Raw genomic sequence first — 13,151 nt, forward strand, 5'->3', positions numbered from 1 at the left:
TACCTGCAACGACACAAGATCTCAGTCAGTTCCGGTTTATTTCGAAAGAGTCCGGAGTTGCCGCGACCACTGCCGCGCACACCACCTCGGCGACTCCGCCGACGTCGCCCGCGCCCGTGTTCACCTGCCGGGCGGGCCTCCGGCCCGTCCTCTCCTGCCTTGATCCGACGTTCTGTTCCTCTCTGCTTTCCCACGTCTCTCCCGCATACACGGCCGAAGTCCATGAGACGTTCGGAATCGGCCCCGTCACCCCGAAAGCGGTCTGCCGCCCGCCCGAGACCGCCCGCACGGCACGCGCGGCCTCCGCCAGAGAGGCCCCGGTGGTCATCACGTCGTCGACGAGGACGACCGCTCCCCCGGAGAGCAGCCGGGCGCCGCCGGGAGCCACCGCCAGCGCGCCCGCGAGATTGTCCAGCCGCTGCCGTGAGCTGAGCCCCGACTGGTCGGCCACGGCCCGGCGTTGCCGCAGCACCCCGGCCACCCGGGCCGGAAGCCCCCGCCGCCGCAACTCACCCGCTGCCGCGAGCGCGATCCGCCGCGCCGGATCATGCCCCCGGGCCCGCACGGCCCGCCGCCCGGACGGCACCGGCACGAGCAGCACAGGAGCCCTGCCGCCCCAGGGCAGGGCCCCTCCGGCCGGCGCCGGAGCCCGGGCATCCATCAGCCCCGCCCCTACCGCTTCCGCAAGCGCCACTCCGAGCGGTCCGGCGAGCGCCAGGGCACCCCGTTCCTTGTGGGCCAGCAGCGTCGCCCGGACCTCGTCGGCGTACCGGGCCGCCGCGTGCACCACGGGCAGCCCGGGCGGCTCCGGCACCGGTCGTACCCGCCGCACCGCGCTTCCGCCCAGCACCGCACGGCACCGCGCGCACAGCACCGTACGAGGCACCCCGCAGCCCCCGCAGTCGCCCGGCAGCATCAGGTCGGTCAGGTCCTGCCACCAGCGCCGCATGGCCACCACTGTGCCCCTGTGGGCCCGGTCCGGCCACCCCTGTGGACAACCGTGGCGGACCGCCTGTGGACAACCAGCCGCCCTCGCCACCGGCTCGTCCCCCACACGAGTGACGCCCCGCAGAAGCCCCAGCAACCACGGAGCCACGGAAGCCACGGGCCGGAGGCGACCGACGAGCACCGGCCCCGCGCACGCCCCCCGAACGCCGGCGGCCGCTCCTGCCGAGTCCGACCTCGGCAGGAGCGGCCGCCCGCACCCAGCGCACCCCGGCCACACCTGCCACCGGGGCGCTCACAGCTCACCCCGGATAGACCGGCGCCGTCCCCTCCGTCACCTTCTGCCACTGCTCGCCCGAGGGCAGGCGGACGATGCCGTCCACCGAGTACGCCACCAGCGGCAGCTGGTCGTCCTCGGCAGCGGTGACCTCCTTGACGCCGGTCAGAGCGGCGGGCGCCGGCACGTCCGGCGTGGAGCCGTCGACCTGGACGTACCGCATCTGCTCGACGCCCCCGTGCTCGCGCCCGACCACCACGAGCCGGCTGTCCCCGGCCCACGACATGGTGGTGACCTCCTCCAGTTCCGGCGTCGCGGAGCGCAGTTCCACCACCCTGACGGCCGGCTTCTCACCCGGCTTCTCGTCCCGCTCGATCAGACCGATCAGCAGGGCCTTCTTGCCGCCCTTCTCCACGACGAGCGCGATCCGCACTCCGTCGGCGGCGACCCGCACGGACTGGATCCGTCCGTCCAGGTGCGGCGTGCGCACCTCTACCGGATCGCCCTTGCCCTCCTCGAAGAGGAGCAGCCGGGGACGCTCGGGATCGCGGTCGGCCACCCACAGTCCGTCGTCCGCGTCCCAGCTGGGGGGCGTCAGCCGGTCCTTCTCGGACCGGCCCTGGCTGCGCAGCACCGGCTCGCCCAGCGATCCGCCCGAGACGAGCGAGCCCACGTACAGCGACCGGCCGTCGAGGCTCACGCCGGCCGCCGTGTGCTCATCACGCGACACCGCCACCGACCGCAGCGCCGTGTCACCCTCGCCGAGGGCGCCCGGCGCCGGGTCAGGCTCGTTGCCGCTGCTGCCCGCTGCGATCCGCACGAGCCGGTGCTTGCCGTCGACGAAGTACAGGTAGTCGGGGTGCCGCGCCGAGCTGCGGGAGGCCGCCGAATCGGCCCCCTCCTGCGTGAGCGAGCACAGCTCCGCCCCTCCGGCCCGCAGCTCGACCTCCTCCACCGCGGGGCTGAGGTTGCGCAGCGTGAAGAGCATCTGGGCGGCCATCTCCTCGCACCGGTTGGTGCCGATGCCCGCGGCCTTGTCGTTGAGCGGGACCGTCAGCTTGCTCCGGTCGTCCGGCGTCAGCGCCCCGGCGTCCTTCGCCAACGCCGTACCGGTGGGGAAACTCGATCTGACCACGGGTCCGAGCCACCGCGTGGGCCCGCTGAGCAGGGAACTCACCATCTGCGTCATGGGCTCCACACGCCGGCGCACGTAGATGGGATCGGCGACCGCCGTGGGCCGTGACTTCGATCCGGCCGCCTCGGTGTTCGAGGCGAAGTAGTACTTGCTGACGGACATGTAGTTGCGCTGGAAGTCCGACTCGCCGATGACGACGCCCTGCGGCAGCGCGTCGATCCGCCACTGCCGCTTGTCGTCCTGCGTCAGGTGCACGCTCCTGCCGTACGCCCCGGTCGCGGGCGCGTACGCCTGCTGGGCGTCGACGGTGGCGACCTTGGTACCGGTCAGCATGTACGAGATCTCGCCGGTGTCCTCCCCGCCGCCGCCGGGCTCGGGCTTGGCACCCGGCCCGTCCGTCAGCACCGTGGCGGACGCCTCGGGCCGCCACGTCTTCGCGGCGTCGCCGGTCAGGTACTGGCGCGCGGTCTTGTACTGCGGATCGTCGCTGGTGAGCGCCTCAAGGAAGCCCTGCACGATCTCCGAGGGCGACGCGTCCTCCCCCGGCGGCACGGCGAACACCTGCACCTGGGTCTCCTGGCGCGGTGTGGACTCCACACCCCGCAGGTCCCCGCTGTCCGGCATCGAGGCACAGCCCGCCAGCACCAGAACGCCACCGGCGGCGTACGCCATCACTTGCGCAGGCCTGCGCCGGCCGCGCCCCTCGCGGTCAGCGCCCACGAGATGCCTCCCCTTGCCTGTCCACGTCCCCGGGCCCGGTCGCCCGGCTGCCCGTTCCCGCGGAGTGGTCGTCCTCGTCCCGCGGCCCGTTCACGACCGGATCCCGTCCGGCCCGGCCCTCGGCACCACCCTGGCGCCCCGCCCCCTCCGGGCGACCCACGCCGTCGCCGGGAGGCTGCTGCTCAGCCCCCGCCGATTCGTCCTGCCGGCGCGCGCCCGATGCGGGCCTGGGCACCACACGCGAACCGTTGCCGGGCAGCGCCGTCGGATCGGCCGTAGGAGCGCTCCGCGGCGGTATCGGGTCCCGCTTCGCCCCCTGCGGCCCCGGCCCGCTCACCGGCTGCGCCGGCACCGTCGCCCGCTTCTCGCCGTCCCCGCCGCCGCACGGCAGACCGGCGTCGTCGAGCCCGCGGTTGCGCCGGGAGTCCTTGGGCTCCAGCGGTATCGGGGAGCCCCGCAGCGGCTCGTCGGCGGTCCTGGGCAGCGTCAGCCGGAACTGCGATCCCCCGCCCGGCTCGCCCCAGGCCTGCAGCCAGCCGCCGTGCAGCCGCGCGTCCTCCAGGGCGATGGACAGCCCCAGGCCCGTACCCCCCGTGGTACGCGCGCGTGCCGGGTCGGCCCGCCAGAAGCGGCTGAACACCCGGGTCGCCTCGCCCGGCTTGAGCCCGACCCCGTAGTCCCGCACCGCCACGGCGACGGCACCGCCGGCCGCGGCGAGCTTGACGACGACGTCCCTGCCCTCGCCGTGCTCGACGGCGTTGACCACGAGGTTGCGCAGCACCCGCTCCACGCGCCGGGCGTCGGCCTCGGCGACGACGGGCTGCTGGTCGCCGAGGACGCGGATCCGCGTCCCCTTGCGCTCCGCGAGCGGCTCGGCCCCGCTGACCACCCGCCGTACGACGTTCCTGAGGTCTATCGGCTCCGCCTCCAGCGCCGCGGCGCCCGCGTCGAACCGGCTGATCTCCAGCAGATCCGCGAGCAGCGACTCGAACCGGTCCAGCTGGTCCGCGAGCAGCTCCGCCGACCGCGCGGTGACCGGATCGAAATCCACCCGCGCCTCGTGGATGACGTCGGCGGCCATCCGTACGGTCGTCAGCGGCGTCCGCAGCTCGTGCGACACGTCCGACACGAACCGGCGCTGCATCCGCGACAGGTCCTCCAGCTGGCTGATCTTGAGCTGGAGGTTCTGCGCCATCTTGTTGAAGGCCTCACCGAGCCGCGCGATGTCGTCCTCGCCGGTGACCTTCATACGCTCCTGGAGCCGCCCGGCCGACAGCCGCTCGGCGATCCCCGCCGCCATCCGCACCGGCGTCACGACCTGCCGCACCACGAGCCAGGCGATGGCCCCCAGCAGGACGACGACGAACAGCCCGGCCGTCGCCAGCGTGCCCTTGACCAGGCTCAGCGACTTCTCCTCCTGGGTGAGCGGGAAGAGGTAGTACAGCTGGTACGGGTCGCCGTTGGGGTCGTCGACCTGCTGGCCGATGACCAGGCCCGGCTGGGAGTCCTTCGTCGGGTTGTTGTAGGTGATGCGGGTGTAGCTCTGCGCGGCCGTCGTACTGTGGCCGATCCGCTCGCGCAGGTCGGCGGGCACACTCCGGTTCCAGTCCACCTCGCCGGAGGCACGCTGCCCGCGGCCGCCCGCCCCCTCCGCGTCGGTGGCCGGGAGCGTCACGACGTCGAAGGCGCCCTGGCCGCCGCTGGACAGGGAGGAGACGAGGTCGCTCATCCACGGGGTGACGTTCTGCGCGGGACGCCCGACCGACGTGGTGCCGTCGTCGCCGGTGCCACTCGCCGCTTCGTCGGCCCGCTGTTTGGCCACCGCGAACCCGCCGGTGGCCTGGCTCTGGGACGCCTTCACCTTGGCGTCCAGGAGGCCGTTGCGCACCTGCCCGATGACGACGAAGCCGAGCAGCAGCACGACGCCCAGCGACATCAGCAGCGTCGTGACGACGACCTTGAGCTGGATGTTGCGCCGCCACAACCGCATGACGGGCAGCAGGGGCCGGCGCACCCACCGCATGAACAGGCGGATGACGGGGCTGCCCTGGACTCCGCCCTGGAGCAGCAGCCCGCTCTCCAGGAACCGTCCCCAACGGGAGCCGGGTTTCTTCCGCCCGACAGGCCGCTCCGGGCGGGCCCCGGACCGGCCGGGCGCCGAAGCGGCACTGTCGCCGGACATGTCAGCTCGGTCCTGCCTTGTATCCGACACCACGGACGGTCACCACGATCTCCGGCTTCTCCGGGTCCTTCTCGACCTTGGAGCGCAGCCGCTGCACATGGACGTTGACCAGCCGCGTGTCCGCCGCGTGCCGGTAACCCCAGACCTGCTCCAGCAGCACCTCGCGCGTGAACACCTGCCACGGCTTGCGCGCGAGCGCGACCAGCAGGTCGAACTCCAGCGGCGTCAGCGCGATCGACTGCCCGTCCCGCTTCACGGAGTGCCCCGCCACATCGATGACCAGGTCACCGATGGCGAGCTGCTCCGGAGCGGGCTCCTCCGACCTCCGCAGCCGCGCCCGGATCCGGGCCACCAGCTCCTTCGGCTTGAACGGCTTCACGATGTAGTCGTCGGCGCCCGACTCCAGGCCCACGACGACGTCGACCGTGTCGCTCTTCGCCGTCAGCATCACGATCGGCACACCCGACTCCGCCCTGATCAGGCGGCACACCTCGATGCCGTCGCGGCCGGGCAGCATCAGATCGAGCAGCACCAGGTCGGGCTTGGCCTCACGGAACGCGGCCAGCGCCTTGTCCCCGTCGGCCACGAACGACGGCTCGAAACCCTCACCACGCAGCACGATGCCGAGCATCTCGGCCAGTGCGGTGTCGTCGTCGACGACAAGGACTCGTCCCTTCATAAACGACATCATCCCATTCTCATAACAGTGGCGAAGGCAGTGGTGAGGTAGGTCACCGGCCAGTGACCATAGTCGCAGCAAGCGCTACTGTCTGCCCTCGCCGGGCCCGCAGACGATCTCCAGCAGGGCGGAGAGGCGAGGGTGCCGGAGCACGCCGCCGCCCCGTGCACCCACGCAGCGCCCGGCTCAGCCCGCGGCCACCCGGCTTGACCGGGCACACATCTCGGCGAGCGCCTCGGCCGTCACAGGCGAAACAGCGCCCTCCTCCGTGACGATCGCCGTCACCAGCTCGGCCGGCGTCACGTCGAACGCCGGGTTGTACGCCTGCGTCCCCAGCGGCGCCACCGGAATCCCACCGCCCGCCTCCGCACCGACCACCGGCACCTGCGGCGCCGTCACCTCGGTCACCTCATGCCCAGGACGCTGCTCCACCTCGACGGACGCCCCGTCCGCGGTGTCCAGATCCACCGTCGTCACCGGCGCCACCACGATGAACGGCACGTGGTGGTACCGCGCCAGCACCGCCAGCGGATAGCTCCCGACCTTGTTCGCCACCGAACCGTCCGCCGTGATGCGGTCCGCCCCGATCAGCACCGCGTCCACCTCCCCCGCGGCGAACAGCGACCCCGCCGCGTTGTCGGTGAGCAGCGTGTACGCCATCCCGCTGCGAGCCGCCTCGTACGCCGTCAGACGAGCGCCCTGCAGCAGCGGCCGCGTCTCGTCCACCCACAGCCGCCGCAGCCGCCCCGTCCGGTGCGCCGCGAGCGCCACCGCGAACGCCGTCCCCTCCCCGCCCGACACCAGCGAACCGGTGTTGCAGTGGGTGAGGATCCGGTGCCCGCCACCGGGCAGCAGCTCGTCCAGCAGCGCCAGCCCGTGCTCGGCCATCCGCCCACTGGCCTCGGCGTCCTCCCGGTGCAGCTGCCGCGCCGCGGCCAGCGCCGCCGCGGCCGCCTGCCGGACGTCACCGCCCTTGGCGAGCGCCGCCTCATGGGCCGACTGGGCCCGACGCACGCCCACGGCCAGGTTCACCGCCGTCGGCCGGGCACTCGCCAGCGCGGCCGCCGCCTCGTCCACGTCGAAGCCCCGCGCGGCGGCGAGCGCGACGCCGTACGCCCCCGCGATGCCGAGCAGCGGCGCCCCGCGCACCGCCAGCGAACGGATCGCCTCCACGAGTGCGGACGCGTCCGTACAGACCCGTTCGACCTCCTCGGCGGGCAGCCTCGTCTGGTCCAGCAGGACCAGAACCGGGCCTTCCGGTGGCTCTTCCCAGCGGATCGCCGGGATCTCGGTCGGCCGCTTGTCATCGCCGCTGTGCGCGTACTGATCAGCCATGCCGTCAGTCTGCCCCCTATCGAGCGGACAATTGAAGGTACGCAGCCCCTACCGCGGCCGGTCACTCCAAGACCACCCCATGGCACGATGGCTGCCAACCTGCCGCCGCGACCGCGGACGGGCACCGTGAAGGAGCGACGATGAACGACACTCCGGGCTGGGCCTCGCCCGGATCCGCCCCGTCCGACGGGCAGAAGCCGGACCAGTCCGGACCTGCCGAGCCCACCGACCGCCCCGCCCCCGCACAGCCCGCGGACCAGCCGGCCCAGCCCGGCCAGGCCCCGCAGGACGCCGGCCCGCAGTGGTCCAAGGAACAACCGCCACCGGCCCAGTGGTCCGCCCCCAGCGGCCCGGCGGCCCCCGGCCAGGCGCCCCCGCCCCCGCCCCCCGGCCCGGGCTGGGGCAACCAGCCCCCCGGCGGCTACGGCCCCGCAGGCCACGGCGGATACGGCGCGCCCGGAGCTCACGGCGGCTGGGGAAGCGGCTGGGGCGGCCCCCCGCCCGCCGCCAAGCCCGGCATCATCCCGCTCCGCCCGCTCGGCGTGGGCGAGATCCTCGACGGCGCGGTCTCCACCATGCGCACCTACTGGCGCACGGTCCTCGGCATCTCCCTGACCGTCGCCGTCCTCACCGAGCTCATCGTCGTCCTGTTCCAGGGCCTCGTCCTGAACGACTCCAGCACCGAAGCCCTCAACGACCCCAGCGCCACCCTCAGCGAGCTGAGCCGCGCCATGGGCGACGCCATGCTCAACTCCAGCGTCGTCTTCGTGATCTCCCTGGTCGGTACCGTCATCGCGACCGCCCTGCTCACCACCGTCACCAGCCGCGCCGTACTCGGCACATCGGTGACCATCGGCGAGGCCTGGCGCGACGCCCGCCCCCAGATCCTCAAACTGTTCGGCCTCATCTGCGTGTTGCTGCTCATCACCGTCGGCGTCGTCACCGTGGGAGCCCTGCCCGGCCTCCTCGTGACCATCGCCGGGAGCAGCGGCCCGGGCGTCGCCCTCACCGTCCTCGGCATCATCGGCGCCGGCATCGTCGCCCTGTGGCTGGCCATCCGCTTCTCCCTCGCCTCTCCCGCCCTCATGCTGGAGAAGCAGGGCATCAAGAAGGCCATGAGCCGCTCCGCGAAGCTCGTCCAGGGCACCTGGTGGCGGATCTTCGGCATCCAGCTGCTCGCCACGCTCATCGCGAACGTCGTCGCCTCGATCATCGTCATCCCCTTCACCCTCCTCGCCGCGGCCCTCAGCGGCGACGGCCTCACCGGCTGGCTCAACACCGGTGTCGGCAGCCTCGGCTGGACGTTCCTCATCATCAGCGGCATCGGCTCGGTGATCGGCTCCATGATCACGTTCCCCATCACGGCCGGCGTCACCGTGCTCCTCTACATCGACCAGCGCATCCGCCGCGAGGCCCTCGACCTCGAACTGGCCCGCGCCGCCGGCGTCCAGGGCTACGGCTCCACCGCCCCCGGCGCCACCCCGGGGAGCTGATGCGGTGAGCCGGGCGGGGGAACTTCTCACAACGGCGCTGCCACGCGCCGGCATACGGACGCTGCTGAGCGCCGGCGACACCTCCCTGCTGTCGCCGGTCCGCTCCGCCGACGAGCCGCCCCTCACCATCCCGCGCGACCCCGCGCGCGAGGCGGCCCGGCGCGAGCTGTCCAAGCGCATGTACCACGAGAACGACCCCAGCCTGTTCCAGCGCGCCCTCGACGCCTTCTGGGACTGGCTCGGCAAACTCCTCAACGCCGCCTCGACCGCCACCCCCGGCGGCACACTCGGCCTGATCGTCGTCGTCCTGGCCGTCATCGCCGTCCTGGCCGCCCTGTGGTGGCGCCTGGGCACCCCGCGCCGCCAACCCACCTCGTCAGCAACCCTGTTCGACGACCGCCCCCGCAGCGCCGCCGACCACCGCGCCACCGCCGAGGCACACGCCGCCCAGGGCCACTGGAACCAGGCCGTCCAGGAACGCATGCGCGCCCTCGTCCGCGCCCTGGAGGAACGCGCCCTCCTCGACGTCCGCCCCGGCCGCACCGCCGACGAGGCCGCAGCCGAAGCCGGCCGCGCCCTGCCCGCCCACACCGACCGGCTGCGCACCGCCGCCCGCGACTTCGACGACGTCACATACGGCGGCCGCTCGGCGACCGAACAGTCGTACCACCGCATCGCGGAACTCGACCGCGACCTGGAACGCACCAAGCCCCAGCTCGCGACGAGCAGCGCCACCACGGCCCCCAACACCCGCCAGGGAGCCGCCGAATGACCACCGAGGCCACCCTCACGTCCACCTCGGCCTCGCCCACCGCCCGCCAGGTGTGGACCCGCGCGCGCGGTATCGCACTCGCCCTGGTGGTACTCCTCGCGGGAGCCGTCGCCATCGCCGTCATTCGTTCCGACGCCCGCCACGGCGAACTCGACCCGCGCTCCGCCGACCCGGGCGGCAGCCGCGCCGTCGCCGAACTCCTCGCCGACCGGGGCGTGGACACCCGCGTGGTCACCACCCTGGACGAGGCAGCCACCGCGGCCGGCCCGGACACCACCCTCCTGGTCGCCGCCCCCGACCTGCTGACCCCCACTCAGCAGACCCGGCTGCACAACGCGTTCGCCGACTCCCGCGGCCGCACCGTCCTGGTCGCCTCCGGCAGCGCCTCCATCGAACGGCTCGCCCCCGGCGTCACCGCCGACCCCGCCACCAGCCTCGACTCGACGCTCTCCCCCGACTGCGCCCTGCCCGCCGCCCAGCGGGCCGGCACCGCCGACACGGGCGGCGTCCGCTACTCCACCACCCACCTCGGCGCCGACGCGTGCTACCCCAGCGAACGCCTGGCAACCCTGCTGCGCATCCCGGACAGCACAGGGGACGGCGACACCATCGCCCTGGGCGCGCCCGACATACTCCTCAACGACCACCTCGACGAGCAGGGCAACGCCTCGCTCGCCCTCCAACTCCTCGGCTCGCGCCCCCATCTGGTCTGGTACCTCCCCTCGCTCTCCGACACGTCGGCAGCCAACCCCGACGACGAACGCAGCTTCTTCGACCTGCTCCCCTCGGGCTGGCTCTGGGGCACCCTGCAGCTCTTCATCGCCGCGGCCCTGGCCGCCCTCTGGCGGGCACGTCGGCTCGGCCCCCTCGTGCCCGAAAAACTCCCCGTCGCGATCCGCGCCTCCGAAACCGCCGAAGGCCGCGCCCGGCTCTACCGCAAGACCGACGCCCGCGACCGCGCGGCCGACGCTCTGCGCTCCACCACCCGCACCCGCCTCGCCCCCCTCGTAGGCGTCCCCGTCACCCAGGCGCACACGCCCGAGGCCCTTCTCCCCGCCCTGTCCGCCCACCTCCACGGCGACGGCCAGGACCAGCAATCCCTCCTCTTCGGACCACCGCCCAGCGACGACGCAGCACTCATCGCACTCGCCGACCGACTCGACGCCCTCGAAAGAGAGGTACGCCGTCCATGATGGACCCGACCACTGACAACGCTGGGCAGACCGGGGACCCGGGCACCGCCCGAGACGCCCTGGAGGCCCTGCGCGCCGAGATCGCCAAGGCCGTGGTCGGCCAGGACCCCGCCGTCACCGGCCTCGTCGTCGCCCTGCTCTGCCGCGGCCACGTCCTCCTCGAAGGCGTCCCCGGCGTCGCCAAGACCCTCCTGGTCCGCGCCCTCGCCTCCGCCCTCGAACTCGACACCAAGCGCGTCCAGTTCACGCCCGACCTCATGCCGAGCGACGTGACCGGCTCCCTGGTCTACGACACCCGCAGCGCCGAGTTCTCCTTCCAGCCCGGCCCCGTCTTCACCAACCTCCTCCTCGCCGACGAGATCAACCGCACGCCCCCCAAGACCCAGTCGTCCCTCCTCGAAGCCATGGAGGAACGCCAGGTCACCGTCGACGGCACCCCCCGCCCCCTCCCCGACCCGTTCCTGGTCGCAGCGACCCAGAATCCGGTCGAGTACGAGGGCACCTACCCCCTCCCGGAAGCCCAGCTCGACCGCTTCCTCCTCAAACTCACCATCCCCCTCCCCTCCCGCCAGGACGAGATCGACGTCCTCACCCGCCACGCCGAGGGCTTCAACCCCCGCGACCTCCACGCCGCCGGCGTACGCCCCGTAGCGGGCCCCGCCGACCTGGAGGCAGCCCGCGCAGCGGTCGCCAAGACGACCATCTCCCCGGAAATCACCGCCTACGTCGTCGACATCTGCCGCGCCACCCGCGAGTCGCCCTCCCTCACCCTGGGTGTCTCTCCCCGAGGCGCCACGGCCCTCCTGGCCACCGCCCGCGCCTGGGCCTGGCTGACCGGCCGCGACTACGTCATCCCGGACGACGTGAAGGCCCTCGCCCTGCCCACCCTCCGCCACCGCGTGCAACTCCGCCCGGAGGCCGAAATGGAAGGCGTGACGGCCGACTCCGTCATCAACGCGATCCTCGCCCACGTCCCCGTCCCCCGCTGATGGCACTCACCGGACGCGCCGCCCTCCTCGCGGCCCTGGGCTCCCTCCCCGTCGGCATCTGGGAGCCCAGCTGGACGGGTATCCTGGCGGTCAACGCTCCCCTGGCCGTGGCCTGCGCCTGCGACTTCGCACTCGCCGCCCCCGTACGCCGCCTGGGCCTGACCCGCTCCGGCGACACCTCAGTACGCCTCGGCGACACGGCGGAGGTGACCCTGACGATCACGAATCCGTCCCGCCGCCCCCTCCGCGCCCGACTGCGCGACGCCTGGCCCCCCAGCAGCTGGCAGCCCGGCACGGAGACAGCGGCCTCCCGCCACCGCCTCACGGTCCCCGCGGGCGAACGCCGCCGCGTCACGACCAAGCTCCGCCCCACCCGCCGGGGCGACCGCCAGGCCGACCGCATCACCATCCGCTCGTACGGCCCCCTCGGCCTCTTCTCCCGCCAGGGCACCCACCGGGCTCCCTGGACGGTCCGTGTCCTGCCGCCGTTCACCAGCCGCAAGCACCTCCCGTCCAAACTGGCCCGCCTCCGCGAGCTGGACGGCCGCACCAGCGTCCTCACTCGCGGCGAGGGCACGGAGTTCGACAGTCTGCGCGAGTACGTCCCCGGCGACGACACCCGCTCCATCGACTGGCGCGCCACAGCCCGCCAGACCACGGTCGCCGTACGCACCTGGCGTCCCGAACGCGACCGCCACATCCTCGTGGTCCTCGACACCGGCCGCACCTCGGCCGGCCGCGTGGGCGACGCACCACGCCTCGACGCCTCCATGGACGCGGCCCTCCTCCTCGCAGCCCTCGCCTCCCGCGCCGGCGACCGCGTGGACCTCCTCGCCTACGACCGCAAGGTTCGCGCCCTCGTGCAGGGCCGCACGGCGGGCGACGTCCTTCCCGCCCTGGTCAACGCCATGGCCATGCTGGAGCCGGCGCTCGTCGAAACGGACGCCCGAGGCCTCACAGCGACCGCTCTCCGTACGTCCCCTCGCCGCTCCCTGATCGTCCTGCTCACCACGCTGGACGCCGCCCCCATCGAAGAAGGCCTGCTCCCGGTCCTCACTCAGCTCACCCAGCGCCACACCGTCCTGCTGGCGTCGGTGGCAGACCCGCACATCACGGAAATGGCCACAGCACGCGGTAGCGCCGACGCAGTCTACGAGGCCGCAGCAGCCGCCCAGGCCCAGTCAGAGCGTCACCACACAGCAGAACAACTCCGCCGCCACGGCGTCACGGTCGTGGACGCCACTCCGGACGACCTGGCGCCGGCACTGGCGGACGCGTACCTGGCATTGAAGACGGCTGGACGCCTGTGAAAAGACGGGTCCTTGAAAGGGGGCCTAAACGCAGAAAACCCCCGCATCCGAAGATGCGGGGGTTTTCCCAAAAATTGTTCGGCGGCGTCCTACTCTCCCACAGGGTCCCCCCTGCAGTACC

At 73.1% G+C, this 13,151-nt stretch carries 10 protein-coding genes; 5 read left to right on the forward strand and 5 right to left on the reverse strand.

Annotated features, from left to right (window positions below; translation table 11 throughout):
* Positions 1–25 precede the first annotated feature (25 nt).
* The 5 genes from OO68_RS11895 to mtnA all read right to left on the reverse strand — a co-directional run bounded on the left by OO68_RS11895 (position 26) and on the right by mtnA (position 7,273).
* Positions 26–949 carry a ComF family protein gene (locus tag OO68_RS11895; protein WP_033308270.1) on the reverse strand — a complete coding sequence of 308 codons (924 nt, stop codon included), beginning with the start codon at positions 947–949 and terminating at the stop codon, positions 26–28.
* 298 nt (positions 950–1,247) lie between these two features.
* Positions 1,248–3,077, reverse strand: a complete 1,830-nt coding sequence (locus OO68_RS11900; RefSeq protein WP_033308246.1) for an LpqB family beta-propeller domain-containing protein — start codon at positions 3,075–3,077, stop codon at positions 1,248–1,250.
* Complete coding sequence (mtrB, locus tag OO68_RS11905; RefSeq protein WP_033308247.1) at positions 3,067–5,259, reverse strand: MtrAB system histidine kinase MtrB; 2,193 nt, start codon at positions 5,257–5,259, stop codon at positions 3,067–3,069. Before mtrB ends, OO68_RS11900 begins: the two co-directional genes overlap by 11 nt.
* Before the next feature lies 1 nt (position 5,260).
* Positions 5,261–5,950, reverse strand: coding sequence for a two-component system response regulator MtrA (gene mtrA / locus OO68_RS11910; protein ID WP_009188938.1), 690 nt, complete (start codon positions 5,948–5,950; stop codon positions 5,261–5,263).
* Between the two features lie 174 nt (positions 5,951–6,124).
* Positions 6,125–7,273 (reverse strand): S-methyl-5-thioribose-1-phosphate isomerase, encoded by a 1,149-nt coding sequence (gene mtnA / locus OO68_RS11915; RefSeq protein WP_033308248.1) that lies wholly within the window; start codon positions 7,271–7,273, stop codon positions 6,125–6,127.
* A 140-nt stretch (positions 7,274–7,413) separates the two neighbouring features.
* Here mtnA and OO68_RS11920 point away from each other — a divergent pair, with 140 nt between their 5' ends.
* Genes OO68_RS11920 through OO68_RS11940 form a run of 5 tightly spaced genes read left to right on the forward strand, consistent with a single transcriptional unit; the run spans position 7,414 to position 13,030 of the window.
* Positions 7,414–8,766, forward strand: a complete 1,353-nt coding sequence (locus OO68_RS11920; RefSeq protein ID WP_033308249.1) for a glycerophosphoryl diester phosphodiesterase membrane domain-containing protein — start codon at positions 7,414–7,416, stop codon at positions 8,764–8,766.
* 4 nt (positions 8,767–8,770) lie between these two features.
* Positions 8,771–9,538 (forward strand): DUF4129 domain-containing protein, encoded by a 768-nt coding sequence (locus tag OO68_RS11925; protein WP_051814596.1) that lies wholly within the window; start codon positions 8,771–8,773, stop codon positions 9,536–9,538.
* Positions 9,535–10,731: a DUF4350 domain-containing protein gene (locus tag OO68_RS11930; RefSeq protein WP_033308250.1), complete on the forward strand. Its 1,197-nt coding sequence runs from the start codon at positions 9,535–9,537 to the stop codon at positions 10,729–10,731. Before OO68_RS11925 ends, OO68_RS11930 begins: the two co-directional genes overlap by 4 nt.
* A complete protein-coding gene (locus OO68_RS11935; RefSeq protein ID WP_106974321.1) occupies positions 10,731–11,720 on the forward strand; it encodes an AAA family ATPase in 990 nt (329 codons plus the stop codon). Before OO68_RS11930 ends, OO68_RS11935 begins: the two co-directional genes overlap by 1 nt.
* Positions 11,720–13,030, forward strand: a complete 1,311-nt coding sequence (locus tag OO68_RS11940) for a DUF58 domain-containing protein (RefSeq protein ID WP_033308252.1) — start codon at positions 11,720–11,722, stop codon at positions 13,028–13,030. Before OO68_RS11935 ends, OO68_RS11940 begins: the two co-directional genes overlap by 1 nt.
* Positions 13,031–13,151: the final 121 nt, after the last annotated feature.

Origin of the sequence: Streptomyces iakyrus, from assembly GCF_000717055.1 — a bacterium.
Lineage (GTDB): Bacteria > Actinomycetota > Actinomycetes > Streptomycetales > Streptomycetaceae > Streptomyces > Streptomyces iakyrus.

Coding starts and splice junctions, on each gene's coding strand:
- OO68_RS11895 (WP_033308270.1), bottom strand. CDS start 949: ATGCGGCGCTGGTGGCAGGACCTGACCGACCTGATGCTGCCGGGCGAC.
- mtrB (WP_033308247.1), bottom strand. CDS start 5,259: ATGTCCGGCGACAGTGCCGCTTCGGCGCCCGGCCGGTCCGGGGCCCGC.
- mtrA (WP_009188938.1), bottom strand. CDS start 5,950: ATGATGTCGTTTATGAAGGGACGAGTCCTTGTCGTCGACGACGACACC.
- mtnA (WP_033308248.1), bottom strand. CDS start 7,273: ATGGCTGATCAGTACGCGCACAGCGGCGATGACAAGCGGCCGACCGAG.
- OO68_RS11920 (WP_033308249.1), top strand. CDS start 7,414: ATGAACGACACTCCGGGCTGGGCCTCGCCCGGATCCGCCCCGTCCGAC.
- OO68_RS11930 (WP_033308250.1), top strand. CDS start 9,535: ATGACCACCGAGGCCACCCTCACGTCCACCTCGGCCTCGCCCACCGCC.
- OO68_RS11935 (WP_106974321.1), top strand. CDS start 10,731: ATGGACCCGACCACTGACAACGCTGGGCAGACCGGGGACCCGGGCACC.
- OO68_RS11940 (WP_033308252.1), top strand. CDS start 11,720: ATGGCACTCACCGGACGCGCCGCCCTCCTCGCGGCCCTGGGCTCCCTC.